This is a genomic window from Nocardia vaccinii NBRC 15922 (assembly GCF_001613305.1).
Taxonomy (GTDB): domain Bacteria; phylum Actinomycetota; class Actinomycetes; order Mycobacteriales; family Mycobacteriaceae; genus Nocardia; species Nocardia vaccinii.
In genome coordinates this window covers 1-16,746 of the sequence record NZ_BDCC01000052.1, presented here as the reverse complement: position 1 = coordinate 16,746, position 16,746 = coordinate 1, and the positions used below count along the sequence as shown (strand labels likewise).

Here is a 16,746-nt window from a genome sequence, read left to right as displayed (position 1 = left end):
TTGTCTCCGATCAGCTGGCTGGGCGGGAGGACCCTTGCTCGGACATGGCGGCGTACCGACCCACCACGGGTGAGGACGCCGACGGTCCGGTGATCCGGTCGGCGGCCAATCGGCCGGAGATCAGCACGGGCGGGATACCGACGCCCGGAACGGTGCAACCACCGGCCAGGACCGCGTTGTCCAATCCACGGATCATGTTGGCGGGCCGGAAAGGACCGGTTTGAGCGAAGGTGTGTGCCAGGGCGAATGGGCTGCCGGCCAGCATTCCCCGACGGGCCCAATCGGCGGGCGTCGTGATTCGTAGCACTTCGGGGTCGGACACCGGTGTGGGCAGTCGATCGTTTACCGCCGTCAACATCTCCTCGGCGTAGGCGGGGCCGAATCGATCCCAATTGATTCGGCCTCGAGCGAGATTGGGGACCGGCGCAAGTACATACAGCAGGTCACGACCGGGTGGGGCCAGAGCTGCGTCGCCTGCCGTGGACCGGGTCACCAGCAGCGACGGATCGGTCATGACACGTCCGCCGGTCATGATGTCACCGAACGCCTCGTCCCAGGCCCGTCCGAACAGCAGCGAATGATGCGCAACCTCGGGTGCGCTCGCGCAGCCCATGTGCACGACCACCGCGGACGGCGCCGCCGTCGGCCGCAGCGGGCGCCGGGACCGATGTCGCAGCAGCCGGTAGGTCTCGGGCAGGTCGGTGGTGCACACGACCGCGTCGCACGGCACTCTATCGCCCGCGTCGGTGACGACGGCATCGATCCGGGACCCGGTGCGATCCATGCCGGTCACGGTGGTTTCGTAGTGGATCCGCACCCCCGCTGTTGTCGCGGCGGCGGAGAAGGCGTCGGGTAGCGCTCGCATTCCGCCGCGTGGGAACCAGACCCCGCCGATGGTGTCCATATAGGCGATCACCGCGTAGGCGGCCATCGCTCGGGCCGGTGCGACGCCGGCGTAGAGGGATTGGAAGGTGAACACGCGTCGCAAGTCCGGGTCGGTGATGTGCGCCGCGACAGCACGGTCCCAGCGGCGGAAACCGCCCAATGCGGTGAGTCGACCCAGCGCGGGGGTCAGCATCGACAGCGGCGTATCGAAGTTGGTGGCGATGAAGTCGTCGAACTCGCAGCGATAGAGGCGGGTCAACCAGGCACGCAACCGCCGATATCCCGCTGCCTGCTCGGCACCGGTGAACTCGGTGATCGCGGCAGCCATTCGCTCAGCGTCGGTATGCACGTCCAGCTGCCGTCCGTCGGCGAAGTGTGCGCGATAGGCGGGTTCGACGGGCTCGAGCGACAGCCGATCACCCATATTCTCCCCGACCGCGGCGAATACCTCCTCGATGAGGTCCGGCATGGTCAGCACGGTCGGCCCGGTGTCGAGGTGGTAGCCGCGCACATCAGCGCGACCGGCGCGGCCGCCGGGTACGGGCTCGCGTTCGAGCACCGTGACCGCTCGGCCGCGGCCGGCCAGATGCAGGGCGGCCGAGAGGCCGGCCAGCCCGGCTCCGATGACGACGATATGGTCGCTGCGACCGGTGATCGTACGCATCGTCCTCCATTCTTGAACCTTGCGATCAGCGCAGATGAATGCCAAACCATCGAGCAGGCCGCGGGCCGGCTCGGGTAGTGCGGCCGCGGCGCGCGATACCACCGCGTCGGGCGGCGCACCACACAACCAGCCCACGTACATGAAGGTCGAGCGCAGGTACTTCCTTCCCCGCCCGATACACATCGGTGCGCGATGTGGTCGAGAGCGATGCCATGCACGACGCCAAGGCGGTGGCCGCGCAGAAACGTGTCGAGCTCGCCGAGCACGCCATTGCGTGCGACGGCCTGCCACCGGGTGACCGCTTCGGTGTCGTTCCGATGAGGACTCTCGAAAAACACCGCGGGCCAGGATGATCGGACGGATTGATCACCAGCGGCATTCACGAGCACTCCTCGGCTCGGCGTGAGGGCGACTGCGACCGCAAGATCGGATATTCCCGACTGCGAATCGAATCGGAGTGGTCATATGCGGTCAGGGCCCGCTCGATCGTGTCGAATGGGCGGGTCGCCAGGATGTCGCGGGCCAGTCGTTGTGCGGCGCGCTGGTAGGAGGCGGTGTTCAGTACCCGGTCGACCGCGGCTGCGATGTCCTGCGGAGCGGGCCTGGAGGTGTGCAGGGCCACGCCCGCTCCGGCCTGGGCGACACGTGCGGCTACTTCGGGCTTGTCCGCAGTATCTCCAGCCACGACGAGCGGAATGCCGTGTGCAAGTGCCGCGTGCACGCCCCCGTAGCCGCCGTTGGTGATCATCACATCGACGGTGGGCAGCAGTGCCGCGTACGAGCAGTACTCGACGATCCGCGCGTTGGCCGGCGGTACGACCGGCAGCGGCTCCGCGCGTCCGGTCGTGACGATCACCTCGAGATCGTCACGTCCGTCCAATGCCATCAGGGTAGGAACGATAAGCTGGTTGGTATCGGTGTTGTCCCACGTTCCTTGGGTGACATGGAGTCTGCGGCGGCCGAGGGGCGCCGGGAACTCGTCCGCTCCGTCCTCCTCGGCGGGCAGCGGGCCGGTGAATACCACGGACGCCGGCAGGTCGCGGCGAGGGTATTCGAAAGCGGGCACGGTGAGCTGGAGAATCCGATCGGCCAGCATGGGCCAGTCGGTGAGGAACACCGGCGCGCGCCGACCCGTCAGCGACGTCAGAATCGCATCCAGCTGGGCTTGTACATCGCGGAACAGGATGCCGTGGGTGAATCGGTTCATCATCGGGTAGGGCATCCCGCGCCGTGGTCGCCAGCCGGTACCGAACGGCGCGGTGTCGGCGCTGGACAGCAGCAGCGGCCCGAGGCCGCACACCAGCGTCGCTGGTCGGGGCTGTTCCGCCAGCAGCAGGGGTATGGCGCCCGTGAAAGCGATATCGACGAGAACCGCGTCGACGGTGTCGCGTTCGATCGCCGCTCGCAGCGCCGCATATTGTGCGGCGAGCGGGGTCACAAACACCGACCGCAGCTCGGCGCGCCCGGTACGCCAGCGGCGCAGGACCCTTGAACGGCTGTGGAGGTTTTCCACCGCGGACACCTCCGCTGCGCGTGGCAACGGCTCCATCGGCAACCCCCGCCGAGTGGCGAGCTCGGTGAATGCGCGGCCGGTCACGAGCCGGACCCGGTGCCCACGGCGCACCAACTCTGCCCCGATGCGTGCCATCGGAAGCGCATGACCAGGTATCGCACTTGCAGCCAGCAGGTATCGACCCATCCGGGCGTTCCTTCTTTGGCAGGTTGCTTACAAAATGCAGCAATAACGCAAGACAGATGCAATAGCACAGAGGCACCGACGACCAATGGTAGTACCGAAGATGGCGGGCCGGAAAGTGCGACCGGGCAAATCGCGTGGGGCAACTGTGGCGAGAGGGCCCTTGTCGAGTTCGCGATGACCGCCGACGATTCCGATCGTGCTGGCGTGATTACCCGCTGAGCACCACCATCTGCAACTCGAGGCCGTCCGTGCTGCGCTGGCCGAACACGGCGTCGCGGGCCCGATGCTGGGAGCCGATGTACCCATCGCCGCCCTCCGCAGCGCGCTGACCAGGCGCATCGTATCCACGTGCGTGTTGCTGTGGTCGCAACATGAGTCGACAGGTTCTGCCGCAGGCGTGCGAACCTGCGTCGATTGCGCAGCGACGGTTTTCATTGCCGGACCCGGATGGGACCACGTGTGATTGCCGCATGGGGTCGTGACGGTTGGCAGCCTCGGTATCGCAGTCGACGAGTTGCTCCGCCGCGAGCACACCGAGACTACAATGCGTCGATAACGCATCGTTTACACGTAGCCGGTCTGCACTGGTGGTATCGGCTTCGGCGCACCCCACTTCCACGCGCACGCTGGGTCACATCGTCGCACCCGAAGGAAACAGATGCCGATAGATCGTCGGACGGGTGAAGCCGGATGGTGCTGCGCGAGCAAGACACCGCCACCGGATCAATCGACGGCGCCTGGTGGCCGCGAACCGTGGACCCGATGACCGAACTACATGAGATAATCGCTGTTCTCGCACCACGCCTCGCCCGACTGGCGCAAATCGGATTCGATTGGAACACAACAGCATCCACCGGCGATGGTGGGCAAGGCGGCATCATGCACCTATTCGGCCTACAGGGCGCACGACTGGCACTGCTCCTGGTCCCCGCCGGCATCGCGCCCGAACAGGCCACCACCCGGATGCGGTGGGCGACCGGACAGCCCCTGTCGAACGACCGATGCCCCAGACAATCGCAGCACGAACGTACGCGATGTGGACGACTGCCGTCAGCGCCAAAAGCAGCAGATGCCCGAGTGATGGCGGGCGAGGTATCGGCTTCGGCGGCGGAGCGGGGCGTCGAGGTGCTGAGTGCCACCGTCGGCGCGGCCGAACATCTGACCTGGGCGCCCGGGTGCGGGCTGGTCACCGATGTGCTGTGTGGCGCTGTTACCGGGTGCCTCGCCCGCGGCATCGGTGGTGCCGGTGTGGCTTTTTAGTGGGTGGGCGCGTTCCGCGGCGCGCCGGACGGCTTGGGCGGGTCGGGGTGGCGAACCTCGTCGACAGTGGTGTCGTGCCGGGTCATTTTGAGTTCGCGGCGGGCAGCGCGCCCGCGGCGGGCGGTGCGGCGAGCCCCTGCCAGGAGCAGGCTCAGCCCGACGATTCCGATGCCACCGACCACGATGCCGTAGAGGAACAGCACCCCGCTGGATCCGGTGACGTGATAGCCGAACACCGCGAAATTGTCGGTCAGAGCGTGGGTGGAGCCCCCGTTGGCGAACACACCCGCGACGCCGACGAGTACGGCGGCAATCAGGATGACTAGTCCGATGATGACGATCATGACGATCCTCGGTTCTTTTGGAGTCCTTCCAGTACACGCCGACGAGCACGCGATGTCAACATTGTAGGTCTACGCTTTAGATATCCCAGACGGCGGCACCGCGGCCCACGCCCGGATCCCCATGGAACCAGATCTCCAACCAGCCCATCGACCACTTCGCCGACGCGAACAGTCGCGGCACGGCAGTTCGCCATCGACCTCCAGGTCGGCATCAGCGAACAGGTCGGCATCAGCGAACGACTCGTTTTCTACCCACTGCCGACCTGGACGGCGACCACCGGCGCCGTCATCGTGCTCGGCCCGCTACGCCGAGCGACGCCGCTGAGACGCCTGCGCGGATCGGCGCGAAAATCGCCGCCATGCCGATGATTTCCGGAACCGCAGGCGATGCCCGACCCGCGCCGGTCGACTACCTCGATGCATGACCAGGACTTCCTGCGCGGCGGCCCCGCCGCGCCGCCGACCGAGCCCTGAGCCACGCGGCGGCGTCGGTTCCCCCGCCGCGTTCGGAATCCCAATGCTGCTGTGCGGCAGTCATATCGGCGTCGGCGACCGGGGTGATGATCCGAAGGGTCAGGGTGGCGCCGATGTCGCGTCCGATCACATCGAGCGTGCGCGCGGGCCGGTGCCGGTAGCCGTCGAGCCGGATGCGCCGCCCGGCGCTGTCCAGTTCCCTTGGCGCAGCTGACCATTCGTCGAGATGATAGATCACGCGACGGATCGGGCCGATGCCGGGCCGCAACACCGAGAGCAGATCCGTCAGCTCCGCGACGAGATCACGGCTGTGCGGCCACCAGGCCCCGTCGACATCTCCGGCGCCGGCGGCATCAAGTTCGAACCGCAGACTGCGGGACGGCGACGCCTGTCGACCGGCGTTCGTCACGTGCGGTTGTGGTGTCATGATCGACACTCCTCTCGCGGCCGTTGCGGTCCGCCATGGTGATTCGGATCGGGGTCCGGTGCTTGTCCGAAGCGTCGCGCCGACGGTTGCTCGACGCTGCCGGACCGGATATTTCCTACGCTGTAACTCTACGCCGTAGACACCATTGTGACCGCGGGATACGCTGAGGAGTGGAGGGGGTCGACATCGCCTCCCACGCCGGCCGCGACGACAGCGCCGGCCATGCGAAGAGTCGAGATCAGAAGACCTATTACCGACGAGATCAGAAGACCTATTACCGAAAGGAATAAGAAATGGCGACGAAAACGCCCTACGAGCGCCGAGTGGCTCGCGTCCGAGATGCGGTGCGGAAGAACTCGGAACTCGACGACGCCGCCGCGACCGCGCTCGCGGTCCAGGTACTGAATGCCCTCGATACGATCCCCGAGAAGATTCGCTGACGACGAGCGATTCCGCGCGCGCCACGCCCGCGTCTGCGGGCCCTCCGGTTGGACCATTCGACTTCTCGACCCAAGGATTCGACGGTGCCCGGGTACCGTAGCGGCTCGCCCGGTGCGAGTCCTCGGCGAATCCTGTTTCGCGCCTAGGATCTCCGCGCGAGCCGCCGGGCCTGCTGCTGGGTTGAGATCAGTGCGAGTGTCGCTTCGGCGCTTTGGTTCTCGTTGCGGCCAGTGGGTTCCAGCCTGTCGGAACAACCGTTGCTGTCGGGGTCGAGCAGCGCGGTGGCGACGTCGTTCACGCCGCGGAACCAGGCCTCGCACAGCATCACCGCCTCCTTCCAGCGCTGCTCACCGGTGGCGTCGTAGGCGCGGGCGCAGGCATCGGCCAGCGTCGCGACCTCGACAGGCTGCTGGTCGAATCCGGGCCGGGGTTCCCCGGTCTCCCACCCGTCGACCGGGGTGACGGAGAGGTGATCACCGGCCGTCTCGACCTCGAGCAGCCAACGCAACATCGCCAATCCGTCGGCCTGGGTGCGGCCCTTGCCGGGAAGCGCACCGGCCACGAGCAACGCCTCGGCCAGCACAGCATTGGCGTACTGCAATCGCGGCTCGGGCCACCGCCAGTCCAGCCTGCGTGTGGGTGCGCCGATCACCCCCGCCGCAGCGACCAAAAGATCACGGGCGCAACGGTTCTCCGGATACTCCCGCAGCACCTCCGCGGCACCCAGCGCGGCGAATGCCATGCTGCGGGCCGAGCGGGCGCGCTGCCCGGCGGCGATCGTGAAGTGCGGCAGCACGGTGGGCGCCAACTCGGGCCTGCGGGCGACGACGGTCCCGAGTGCCCATAACGCGCGGCCCCAGTGATCGTCGAGGCTGGGCTCGTCCTGCCAGCACCGGTCCGCTCCGCGCCGGTTGCGGCAGCGCCCGTCGGGCGTGAGCGCATCGATCACGAAATCGAGGTACGTCCCGGTGAGTGCGAGCAGTTCCGGCGGGGGTTCGGTTTCGCGGACAGCGACGACCAAGGCGCGTGCGACATCGTCGACGCAATAGCCGTTCTCGACCCGAGGCTCGGTGAGCCTGGCATGTTCGAAGATTCCGCACTCGTCGCTCAGCCGGAACAAATGCGCGTAGGAAACGGTGATCGTGCTCATGCGCTCACTCGCCCACGTCGCCGCGCGACGACCGTGACCGGCCGCCGTCGGGTCCGAGCGAGGCGCTCGGAGGTCTGTTGGATCGAATCGGCACACAGACCCTCGAATCGCCGAACGTCGCGCCCGGCCGAACCAACCGGGCACCTGCGCAAACGCGCTGCGCGCCTGCGGAACCGGATCAGCGTTCGAATGTCGTCTCGAGCCGTTTCCTGGCCCGGTCGATTGCACTGCGGGCCTGCTGTCCGGCGCTTTCCGTGCGATGGCGACCTTCCCCTCCCGCCTTGTCGAACAGCTTGTCCAGGTTCGCCTTCACTGCCCGAACCTGGTGGGTGATCTTGTCGCCGATGGTCATCGGGATGGTCCCATCCCCGGATGCGCTGCGGAACCGCGGCCGGCCAATCGCCGACCGGTCGACGCATAAAACCGGTCACGACTAAACCCTAGGCTCGAATACGACGTATGTCTACAGTGTAGAATCACGGTGGAACCAACGTCGCTGAACAGGCAGAAGAGTCGAGGAGTCTGCGATGAACTACACAATGGCCGGGGCCGCCCGGTCACCGCCCAGCTGGCGCATCCTCGGGCCCGGGCAGCACGGCATTGCCCGAGCCAGCACCGGTGACATCGCCCGGCCCGGGCAACGTCGCCGCGAGACCGGCCAGCAGAATGTCGAGCCCACGCTCGAGTTCCACCGCGCCGTCGTAGCTCGCGAGCACCGACGCCAAGTTCCGCACTCTCGGAAACTCCCCGATCGGCAGCCGATACAACCCCAGCCGCAGCAGATCGTCGGTCTCCTCCGGACGTTCCACGAGTTCCTGCAACTCGTTGAGCACATGTCCATACAAGAACCCGAACAACGCGCGGTAGATGTGCAACGCGTCGACCTCGGTATACCCGACGTGCATAAGCAACGTCAGCATGTCCTCCAGCAGACGCACCACCGCCGGCGGACGCTGCCCCAACGGCGTCGCCAGCGGCCGCGTCACCAGCAACGGCACCACCCGTGGATGCCCCATCGCCACCCGCCGGAACTCCCGGGCCACCCGGCGTACCTCGGCGACCCAGTCCGGCGCCGCGGCATCAACGGACAATTCCGTGAACACGATTTCGGCGACACCATCGATCACTGCGGCCTTGTTCGGCACATGCCGATAGATCACCATCGGATCGCGGCCCACCGTCTCGGCCAGCCGCCGCATCGACAACCCCTCGATCCCGTCGCGATCCACAATCTCCAGCGCCGCAGTCAACACCGTTGCCCGAGTCAGCGGACCGTCGCCGCGCCCAGCCCTGCCCCTGTTTCGACCACTCGGCGATTCAGCCATCACAGACGAACTCCATCCCTCGGAACACACCAGCGCATATATTGTAGATCTACAACGTTGACATACAGCGCTGCACGACGTCTACTGAAGGTAACCGACCCAGGGAGCACCACGATGGCACGATTCCACATTCGCCGCCGGAACACACGGCACCGCGGCCCACCCGAACACACGCCGCGATTGCTGCTCGAGCCCGAAAGCGACGCATACATCGACGGCGCCTGGTGGCCCCGGTCCGGTGAACTCACCACCGAACTACCGGGCCTGCTGACATTTCTGGAATCTCGGATGGGCCCTATCCGCCGCGTCGTCTACGACCGGGAAAGCTGGACATCCACACCCCGCACCTTGACCGTCGACCAGCACGAGGTCCAACTCGACGCCTACCCGTTCGAGGCAGGCAACACGATGTACGTCTTCGGCAGCGACGACAACATGCTCGTGCTGCAGGTCGTCCTCTCGGCCACCGACTACTACAGCGCACGTTCCACCCGAATCGGCACCGCGCTACAACCGGCACGTCAGCCTCTCGACCAGGAAGCAAGATCATGATTCATGGCAACACGCCCACGCACCGCCCGATCACGAACCACCTCGCCATGAGCAGGAGCACCGGCCCACCCGGAAGTCACATCCAACCGTTCGGCGCCCCCACCCGCACACCACGACTACTGATGCGCGGGAACAGTACCCACGCCGGTGACGTCGACGGCGCATGGTGGCCCTGGACAGCCAACCTCACCGCCGAACTACACGACCTGATCGCCGCCCTCACCCCGCGTCTCGGCCCGATCACCGGAGTGGGCTTCGACTGGAACCGGATCAGCCGCACCCAACGCCACATCGATCACGACGACGGCGTACACATGCACGACCCGAGCGCCGACCAACCCCCTGGCATCATGCGCCTGACCGTGTCGCGCGGCCCCCAGGCGACCCTACTCGTCATCCCCTTCGACACTCCCCGCGACCGAGCCGACAACCTGATGCACCAGGCAACGCGCACCTGACACGGGAACGGGAACGGGTCAACGCGATTCGCCACGTCGCAGGCCCAAAACAGCTTCAGCGCTTCCCCAATTCACACGTCACAGCTTCGCGGCCTCCACGGAAGGCCGCCCAGCACCTGACCCGCAATAACGTTTGAACAGGCAAAGCACCGACGCCTCGGACACCAGCCCCACGAGCCGCCAATCCAGACGCTTCCCGACCCGGATTCCCACACTGGAACGAGATCGAAAGAAACTCTTGCGGTCGCACAATGCGGGCACGGCCCAGCAGACTTACACAGAAGACAACCAGCCATGCACATGCGAACGGCGCAACGTCAGCCAACCCGACGCCATGCTCGAGATCCACATAGCCGACAATGGACCGGCGGCGGGGTGAAGCCCGCCGGGTGCCGACCGCACCTGCCATCGGTTGGGTTGTGTCCGGCTCGAGCGAGACGCGCCGCGTGTCCCCGGTCAGGTCCCCGTAGTAGCCGTCGAAGTGCCCCCTGCCGAAAGCCATTGGCCTCTGGGAAGCCGATACACCCTGAGCGCATTCTGGGAACAACGAGCCGAAACGCGGCGTCTCGGATGCCCCGGAATAACAGAGCTCGCCTCGTCGGCTGCCGTTCACGTCGGTGGCCACTACATGATCGCAGTCGTAAGGAGAAGTCGTGAACATCGTGGTTGTTGTTCTCGTAGTGGTCGTGGTGCTGCTGATCGCGGCGGCGCTGTCCATTCGGGTAGTACTGCAATATCAGAAAGGTGTGGTGTTCCGGCTCGGACGCGTGGTCGGGGTCCGCGAACCGGGCCTGAACTTCATCATTCCGATCATCGACCAGCTTCGGAAGGTGTCGGTGCGCATCGTCACCATGCCGATCCAGTCGCAGGGCATCATCACCCGTGACAACGTCAGCGTCGATATCTCCGCTGTCGCGTACTTCCGGGTCATCGACGCCGAGAAATCGGTTGTCGCGATCGAAAACGTGTACTCGGCAATCGATCAGATCGCCCAGACCACGTTGCGCAAGGTCGTCGGGCAGCACACCCTCGACCAGGCGTTGGCCGAAACCGGGGTCATCAACGCCGACATCCGCAAGAGCCTGGACATCACCACCCTGGAATGGGGTGTCGAAGTCACCCTGGTCGAACTCAAGGACATCCAGCTGCCCGAGAGCATGAAGCGGGCGATGGCCCGGCAAGCCGAAGCCGAACGCGAGAAGCGAGCGAAAATCATTGCCGCCGAAGGGGAATCGCTGGCCGCCGCAGCGCTCGGCGATGCCTCGGACACCATGATGGCCCACCCGTTGGCCCTTCAACTACGCAACCTGCAAACACTGATCGAACTCGGCGTCGACAAGAACACCACCGTCGTGTTCCCGGCGCCGCTGATGAGCGCGATCGGCGAGATCGGTACCTTCTTCGCCCGCGAAACCGCCGCGGCCGCAGCATCATCGCCCGTACCGCCGGCACAGTCGACGCCCCCGCCCGTAACGATCCCCGGCAGCGCCGCCGAACCCACCACCTACCGGACCTCACCTGTGTGAGCCGTTCGACCGAATGAATAACTCATGGGTATGGAGCACCGAACGTGACGCTACAACACACCGCGAACACGCACATGACACCAGCACCGAATCTGCGGGTGCGGCTCCGGCGCGAATCCCCTGCACACAGTCACATCGACGCAGCATGGCAGCCCTACAGCAACGACCTCGCCGCCGAACTCCCCGAACTGCTCGAATACCTGAGCCCCCAGCTCGGACCGATCGAACGCGTGCTCTTCCATCTCGACGAATGGTCGAAAACACCGGCGAAACTCCCCGTCGGTGAACGCAAGGTTCGGCTCGACGGATACCACTACCACAAACCCGCCCACACCATTCTGGTTCGCGGGGTCGACGGCCACACCATCGGCCTACTGGTCATCCCACCGACAACCGGTCCGGACACCGCCACCGCGATCATGGCCGCCGCAACCCGACCCGATGACACCTCGACCGTCGAAGACCTACTCATGGTCGACACGCGGGATCGGCGCGCGCGCACCGACCGCGAAACCGCTGAACAGCAGTGGGATAACGAGGGCGGCGCAACCGACTGAACCGATCGAAGTTCGCACAACGCCCGATCGCGCAGGACATCGCACGTCAGCCGTTGAAGTCCCGGACCCGGGTAGCGGCGCGATGGGTGATCTGCGACCGCGATAACGGGACCGACAACGAGGACCCGGCCTGCGCTGGCCGCCGCGATGCGTCTCGGCTCGAACGGCGCCGAACGGGGATCAGGAGTCCGTGTGGTTCTCGCGTCGGTCTCGCCAACTCGGGTGGGTGCGGATATGCCGCGAACCACCGGCATTTTCGTTGAGGTCTCGGCTGATCGCGGTTTCCTCGGGATGTGAACGGTCCACATCGGATCGCGTCGTGTCACCTCGGCGGACCGGGCGCCACCAACCAGTCAACAGAAAGCTCAGCCCGCCCGCAGCGATAGCGCCGACGACTCCGTAGAAGAACGGCAAACCACTGGCCACCACTCCTGTGATTCCGATGATAACAATTCGTCACCGCCGCGGAGGCTGAGGCACCACGTGTAGCAACGCTGTGACGGAGCCGTGCTGCGGCACGACGCAGTGTCCAGAGTTCACCCTGGCAACCGCGACCGCCGCAGACGCCGACACAGTTGAGTAGGCTCTGCCATCGGAGATCCAACGCCACACTGCGGCAACTCTTTTCGTGCGATCGCTGCGCTCCTGCACGCTGATCGTCATCAGCTCGTCGACGGCCGATTCGTTGTTCGTGGCGGACGCGGACGCCATCGTCGCGAACGCACGATGCGCGTCCGTGAAAGGCGGAATCACCAGCAAGACCAGTCGGCGGTCTCGTTCTCCCAATGCTTCGATCGCGTGAACAGTTCCGTAGCGATGTCCATCGAGTCGCACTGCGCGCCCGGCGATTTCGAGTTCGCTGGAAGTTTTCGCCCATTCATCCTGGCGGTATGCCACACGATGGATGGGGCCGAGACGCCCAGTCAGGACAGCCAGCAGGGCCGGAAGCTCCCTTCCCAGTTCGTCGGTGTAGGGCCACCACGCTCCGTCGACGTACCCGGTCTTCGATGCTTCGATCTTCAACAGCACTCGAGACGCGCGTTCGACGGGCGGGCCGGGCACTCCGGTGCACGCCGAGGTCGTCGGTAGCGTCATGGTCGCCACTCCTGTTCAGGCCGTGAATCGGCAGGTTTCATTCGAATCTAGCGAAGACGTGACCTTGAAATAGCCACGTAACGATAGTTCGCCGATATATCTATCCTACCACGTGTGGCGGTGTAGCTCGGGAAAACCCGCAGATGCGCCCCTTGGCCGCGAACGCCCGCGCGCGACGAACTTCACCTTCCGGCACGCCGCCCAACCTCATCGGCAGCCAACCCGAACACTAAACACCCTGTCCTGCAACCAGATCCGCAAGTCAGCCTCACCGGGTGCTACGGAATATCCTTGGAATTCGGCGATTGCTATCCGATAGTGGTGAGCGGCCTCGTCGATCGGGGAGGTGCTCCTGGCCCCAACGGCAATCACGGGCCGTCATCACCACGGTTGCGGTGAACTTCAAATTGGCCGATACCAATATTTTCCGCGTGAAGGGGTTACGGAGCCGTTGATGGTCAGGACCACGCCGTTGACCGTTACGCCGGTGGTCGCGGTGATCGAAATCTGGGCCAGGCCCCTGCCTGCGAAGCCCGCCTGGAACCGGCACGGTGAACGTGACCGTGCAGGTACTGCTGGACGGCACGAGCAATCCGCTGCCCTACACCTACGGTGGTGCGGTTCCCACCTTGACCAGCATCAATCCAGCTTCGGGGTCGGCGGCCGGTGGGGCGACAGTCGTGCTCACCTATATCGCGGTGCCCACCCTCACCGGTGTCACGCCGAACTCAGGCCCGCCCAGTGGCGGGACCGTGGTCGTGCTCATCACCGACCCCGGTCCGGAAACCACCGCCACCGGTGTCAGCCCATGAACTCCTCAGCAGCGCGCCGAGCCAGCGGAGGTGTCCATCAGGACGCGATGTAGCACCGATTTCGGCCATCGCCGCGCCAAGTCCTGTCCGTGGTGGCCACCACAGCCGGGTCTGTGGAGACGGGTCAGGCTTGAGCGACCTCGTCTTCGGAGTGGTCGCTCGTTTGGGTACTGCGGTGGTTTATTCAATGTCAGTTCAGTGGGCGAGAACGCCAATGTATCGGTGGAACCGGTGGGCCGCACCCGCAGAAGTCGATCTCGTCCGGGGCAGCCATCGCGATCACTTTTCCTGAACGCCCTGCTTGCATACCGATGGTCTCCGTGGTGAACCACACCGTCCTTGCTCGGCCGCCGACGATCTCCTCGGTGATCTGTTGAATGTCGCTGTCGGACAGGGACTGGTCGGCAGGATCCAGCGACATGATGCACTCCGCAGGATAGTTGGCGTACGCGTCCGCACCAGGATGCCGCACGAGTCCGACAAGTCCAGCCCCGCACACCCTGGGACAGATTCCAGGGGCGAGGTCCTGCCTGATATGTTCGGAGCCAACCACATTCGGCGCACACATCAAAGTTCTGCCCGCATTCTGCATGGGGCGGCCCGGAATCGTTTTCGTAACGACCGGGACAGCGGAACGTGGCGGTCGCGGTTCGCCCCGGGGTTGGCGTCGTCAGTCGCGAGCAGGCGAGGTCGTGCTCAGTTCACGGCTCTGGAGGTGATGCATGGGGTCGGGCGCGGCTATAGCTGTGGGTGCCGGTCTCGACGATGGTGCCGCCGAGAGTGAGACGTTCGATGACGGCGGCGCGCAGTTTCGCGTCGGTGAAGATGGTCGACCAATCGGAGAAGCCCCGATCGGCCGCGATCGCCACCGACTGCCCACCTCCGCGTTCGGTCAACACCTGGAAAAGCAATTCGGCGCCACGACTGCCCAGTTCGGTATAGCCGAGTTCGTCGATACAGAGCAGGTCGACGCCACTGTAGCGGGCAACGGCATTCGCGAGACGTTTGCCGTCTCGGGCTTCGAGCAGCTTACCGACCAACGTGGCGGCCAAGGTGTATCGGACACGGTATCCGGCCTTCGCAGCCTCAGTGCCCAACGCGATGAGCAGATGCGACTTGCCCGTGCCGGATCCGCCGATCACGCACAGCGGCAACCCTTCTCGGACCCATTCACACTCCGCGAGAGCGTGGATCCGGGCCTGGTCGACGCTGGGATCAGCCTCGAAATCGAACTCACGCAACGTTTTGAGGCGAGGAAACCCGGCCGCCCTGATCAGCCGATCGTCACGGCGACGGGTCGCCGCCTGCTCCGCCTGCAATTGGGGTTTACGTTCGCGGACATAGGCACTGACTCGTTGGTAGGACACGCCGCTCATGCCGCGCTCCTCGACCAATCGATGATAGATCTGCGTTGCCGTATGACGTTGACTACCAGTTGCATCCAGATCTGCGCGCAGCACATCATCGATGATCGACTTGTAGGGGTCCAGCTTCTGTGGCCGGTGTGGATACTTCTTGCGCGGTTCCGGCCACACCGATTGCGTCGCCATCGTCACCGTGTGCCAGCCGACTCGATACTTGCGCGCGATGGCCCGCTTGGACAGACCCGCACGAAGATCCTGGCGGATCGCCGCGAACAACTCGACTCTCGACATATCAGACATCGGCACTCTCCCCTGCCGGGCATCCCATAGTTACATGCTATCAACCGCCGCTGTCGCTCGAATTCGTCAGCGCCGATTCCTCAACGCGCGCGCCACGATTCGCCGGACGACGTCCAGAGACTCGCTCACTGACGGTGTCTTGCGTTGTCCCTCAGTAGGTTTGGGTGCCGGGTCAGAGGTCGGCGTTATTACGGATGTTCACCGCGGGCTTCCCGCGCGTGGTCCGTGGTGCCCAACCTTTGCCGCACCACGACCGGACGCGACCGCCTCCTCTTCACCGACGAGCGTCCACCGACCGATCAGCTCATCCCTGTCAAGTCCCCCTATCACATGGCGAACCGCATCCGCCACCACCGGCTATCGGACAGTCTGCGTCGAGTACCGGATGACACGGTTCCCGCCGGCACCTGGTTCTGATCGCGAATCCGGGCAGCAGTTGTTCGTGAATCCCGAGATCACTCGGGATTTTTGTGACCGCGAATTCCGACACCGTTACGGCGGCAGATCACTGTCGGTCGATGTCAATTCTCGCGACCAGAATCGGGAACCAGCCAGCCAAATCGATGTCGGTGCCGTCGATCGTCCGATGTCGGAATTCGTGAACAACTGACTCCGGAATTAGCGAACGACCAGCACCGGTATTCGCGAACAGTTGACGTCGGAATTCGCAAACAACTGGCACCAGTATTAGCGAACAACACTCAGGCATCTAAACTGGACAGAAGCGTCGATAGAAGCTGCTATCCAGGTCATAACCACTATTCAGCTTCCTAAGAGCTACCCGCAGAGTCGCTAAAGCAAAGCAAATCGGACGCAACCGGACCGGTAATTTCTTGCCAAAGTGTCGCCACCGGAGGACTACTGGATATTGGCGGCGGAACAACAGGCCCGGCCTGTCTGCTGTTGGAGACTATTTCACCTTCACCGACAAAAGGTAAAAAAATGTCACCTGTTATCACCTCGCTGACGCCCTCTTTCGGCCCTCCGGCGGGTTTCAACTCTGTAGTCATCACCGGCTCCGGCTTCGCCAATGTCGGTCCGTTGACTGTCCGGTTCGGTACGACGGCAACGACATTCACCATCGACTCCGATACCCAGATCACAGCCATCGTGCCGCCCGGAACCGGCACGGTGAACGTGACCGTGCAGGTACTGCTGGACGGCACGAGCAATCCGCTGCCCTACACCTACGGTGGTGCGGTTCCTACCTTGACCAGCATCAATCCAGCTTCGGGGTCGGCGGCCGGTGGGGCGACAGTCGTGCTCACCGGGACGAACTTGACCGGAGCCACCGCGGTGAGTTTCGGTGGGACACCGGCAACCTCGTTCACGGTCAACTCCTCGACACAGATCACGGCGGTGACACCCGCTCACTCGGCCGGGGCAGTGTCGGTCACCGCCACCACCGCGGTT

At 64.8% G+C, this 16,746-nt stretch carries 19 protein-coding genes; 9 read left to right on the top strand and 10 right to left on the bottom strand.

What is annotated here, in order from left to right; translation table 11 throughout:
• Nucleotides 1–10: 10 nt before the first annotated feature.
• Nucleotides 11–1,549: a phytoene desaturase family protein gene (crtI, locus tag NV1_RS28580; RefSeq protein ID WP_067898244.1), complete on the bottom strand. Its 1,539-nt coding sequence runs from the start codon at nucleotides 1,547–1,549 to the stop codon at nucleotides 11–13.
• 185 nt (nucleotides 1,550–1,734) lie between these two features.
• Between crtI and NV1_RS43905 the strand changes: the two genes are divergently transcribed.
• On the top strand, nucleotides 1,735–1,902 hold the full coding sequence (locus NV1_RS43905) for a hypothetical protein (protein WP_157117431.1): 168 nt from the start codon (nucleotides 1,735–1,737) through the stop codon (nucleotides 1,900–1,902).
• Between the two features lie 26 nt (nucleotides 1,903–1,928).
• Here NV1_RS43905 and NV1_RS28575 read toward each other — a convergent pair whose 3' ends face one another.
• On the bottom strand, nucleotides 1,929–3,197 hold the full coding sequence (locus NV1_RS28575; protein WP_067898099.1) for a nucleotide disphospho-sugar-binding domain-containing protein: 1,269 nt from the start codon (nucleotides 3,195–3,197) through the stop codon (nucleotides 1,929–1,931).
• A 741-nt stretch (nucleotides 3,198–3,938) separates the two neighbouring features.
• Between NV1_RS28575 and NV1_RS28565 the strand changes: the two genes are divergently transcribed.
• Complete coding sequence (locus NV1_RS28565; RefSeq protein WP_067898093.1) at nucleotides 3,939–4,508, top strand: DUF5994 family protein; 570 nt, start codon at nucleotides 3,939–3,941, stop codon at nucleotides 4,506–4,508.
• Here NV1_RS28565 and NV1_RS28560 read toward each other — a convergent pair.
• On the bottom strand, nucleotides 4,505–4,852 hold the full coding sequence (locus NV1_RS28560; protein ID WP_067898090.1) for a hypothetical protein: 348 nt from the start codon (nucleotides 4,850–4,852) through the stop codon (nucleotides 4,505–4,507). The two genes, NV1_RS28565 and NV1_RS28560, sit on opposite strands and share 4 nt — an antisense overlap.
• A 409-nt stretch (nucleotides 4,853–5,261) precedes the next feature.
• Nucleotides 5,262–5,753: a DUF5994 family protein gene (locus tag NV1_RS28555; protein ID WP_157117429.1), complete on the bottom strand. Its 492-nt coding sequence runs from the start codon at nucleotides 5,751–5,753 to the stop codon at nucleotides 5,262–5,264.
• 293 nt (nucleotides 5,754–6,046) lie between these two features.
• Here NV1_RS28555 and NV1_RS44680 point away from each other — a divergent pair, with 293 nt between their 5' ends.
• Nucleotides 6,047–6,193, top strand: a complete 147-nt coding sequence (locus NV1_RS44680) for a DUF6307 family protein (RefSeq protein WP_169813426.1) — start codon at nucleotides 6,047–6,049, stop codon at nucleotides 6,191–6,193.
• Between the two features lie 143 nt (nucleotides 6,194–6,336).
• Here the strand turns inward: NV1_RS44680 and NV1_RS28550 are convergent, their stop codons facing one another.
• The 3 genes from NV1_RS28550 to NV1_RS28545 form a co-directional block, all read right to left on the bottom strand.
• Nucleotides 6,337–7,344 (bottom strand): glycosyltransferase, encoded by a 1,008-nt coding sequence (locus tag NV1_RS28550; protein WP_067898085.1) that lies wholly within the window; start codon nucleotides 7,342–7,344, stop codon nucleotides 6,337–6,339.
• A gap of 178 nt (nucleotides 7,345–7,522) precedes the next feature.
• Nucleotides 7,523–7,696 (bottom strand): hypothetical protein, encoded by a 174-nt coding sequence (locus NV1_RS43900; protein ID WP_157117428.1) that lies wholly within the window; start codon nucleotides 7,694–7,696, stop codon nucleotides 7,523–7,525.
• Between the two features lie 205 nt (nucleotides 7,697–7,901).
• Nucleotides 7,902–8,669: a TetR/AcrR family transcriptional regulator C-terminal domain-containing protein gene (locus tag NV1_RS28545; protein WP_084525867.1), complete on the bottom strand. Its 768-nt coding sequence runs from the start codon at nucleotides 8,667–8,669 to the stop codon at nucleotides 7,902–7,904.
• A 114-nt stretch (nucleotides 8,670–8,783) separates the two neighbouring features.
• On the opposite strand from NV1_RS28545, the gene NV1_RS28540 reads away from it, so the two are divergent.
• From NV1_RS28540 to NV1_RS28525, 4 genes are all read left to right on the top strand, one after another.
• A complete protein-coding gene (locus NV1_RS28540) occupies nucleotides 8,784–9,221 on the top strand; it encodes a DUF5994 family protein (RefSeq protein ID WP_067898082.1) in 438 nt (145 codons plus the stop codon).
• Between the two features lie 47 nt (nucleotides 9,222–9,268).
• Nucleotides 9,269–9,679 (top strand): DUF5994 family protein, encoded by a 411-nt coding sequence (locus tag NV1_RS28535; protein ID WP_067898241.1) that lies wholly within the window; start codon nucleotides 9,269–9,271, stop codon nucleotides 9,677–9,679.
• A gap of 653 nt (nucleotides 9,680–10,332) precedes the next feature.
• Nucleotides 10,333–11,205 (top strand): slipin family protein, encoded by an 873-nt coding sequence (locus NV1_RS28530; protein ID WP_084525866.1) that lies wholly within the window; start codon nucleotides 10,333–10,335, stop codon nucleotides 11,203–11,205.
• 44 nt (nucleotides 11,206–11,249) lie between these two features.
• Nucleotides 11,250–11,762, top strand: a complete 513-nt coding sequence (locus tag NV1_RS28525) for a DUF5994 family protein (RefSeq protein ID WP_174557491.1) — start codon at nucleotides 11,250–11,252, stop codon at nucleotides 11,760–11,762.
• 456 nt (nucleotides 11,763–12,218) lie between these two features.
• Here the strand turns inward: NV1_RS28525 and NV1_RS28515 are convergent, their stop codons facing one another.
• The gene (locus NV1_RS28515) at nucleotides 12,219–12,857 is read right to left on the bottom strand and encodes a DUF5994 family protein (RefSeq protein WP_245713971.1); all 639 of its coding nucleotides are present in this window, start codon (nucleotides 12,855–12,857) and stop codon (nucleotides 12,219–12,221) included.
• Between the two features lie 551 nt (nucleotides 12,858–13,408).
• On the opposite strand from NV1_RS28515, the gene NV1_RS28510 reads away from it, so the two are divergent.
• Nucleotides 13,409–13,669: a hypothetical protein gene (locus NV1_RS28510; RefSeq protein ID WP_067898072.1), complete on the top strand. Its 261-nt coding sequence runs from the start codon at nucleotides 13,409–13,411 to the stop codon at nucleotides 13,667–13,669.
• A 190-nt stretch (nucleotides 13,670–13,859) separates the two neighbouring features.
• Here the strand turns inward: NV1_RS28510 and NV1_RS28505 are convergent, their stop codons facing one another.
• Entirely contained in the window at nucleotides 13,860–14,090 is a 231-nt protein-coding gene (locus NV1_RS28505) for a hypothetical protein (protein WP_157117427.1), read from the bottom strand.
• Nucleotides 14,091–14,370: 280 nt separating this feature from the next.
• Nucleotides 14,371–15,333 (bottom strand): ATP-binding protein, encoded by a 963-nt coding sequence (locus NV1_RS46485; RefSeq protein WP_169813425.1) that lies wholly within the window; start codon nucleotides 15,331–15,333, stop codon nucleotides 14,371–14,373.
• Nucleotides 15,334–16,275: 942 nt separating this feature from the next.
• On the opposite strand from NV1_RS46485, the gene NV1_RS28490 reads away from it, so the two are divergent.
• Nucleotides 16,276–16,746: IPT/TIG domain-containing protein (locus tag NV1_RS28490; RefSeq protein WP_174557490.1), on the top strand; the 471-nt coding region annotated here is incomplete at its 3' end.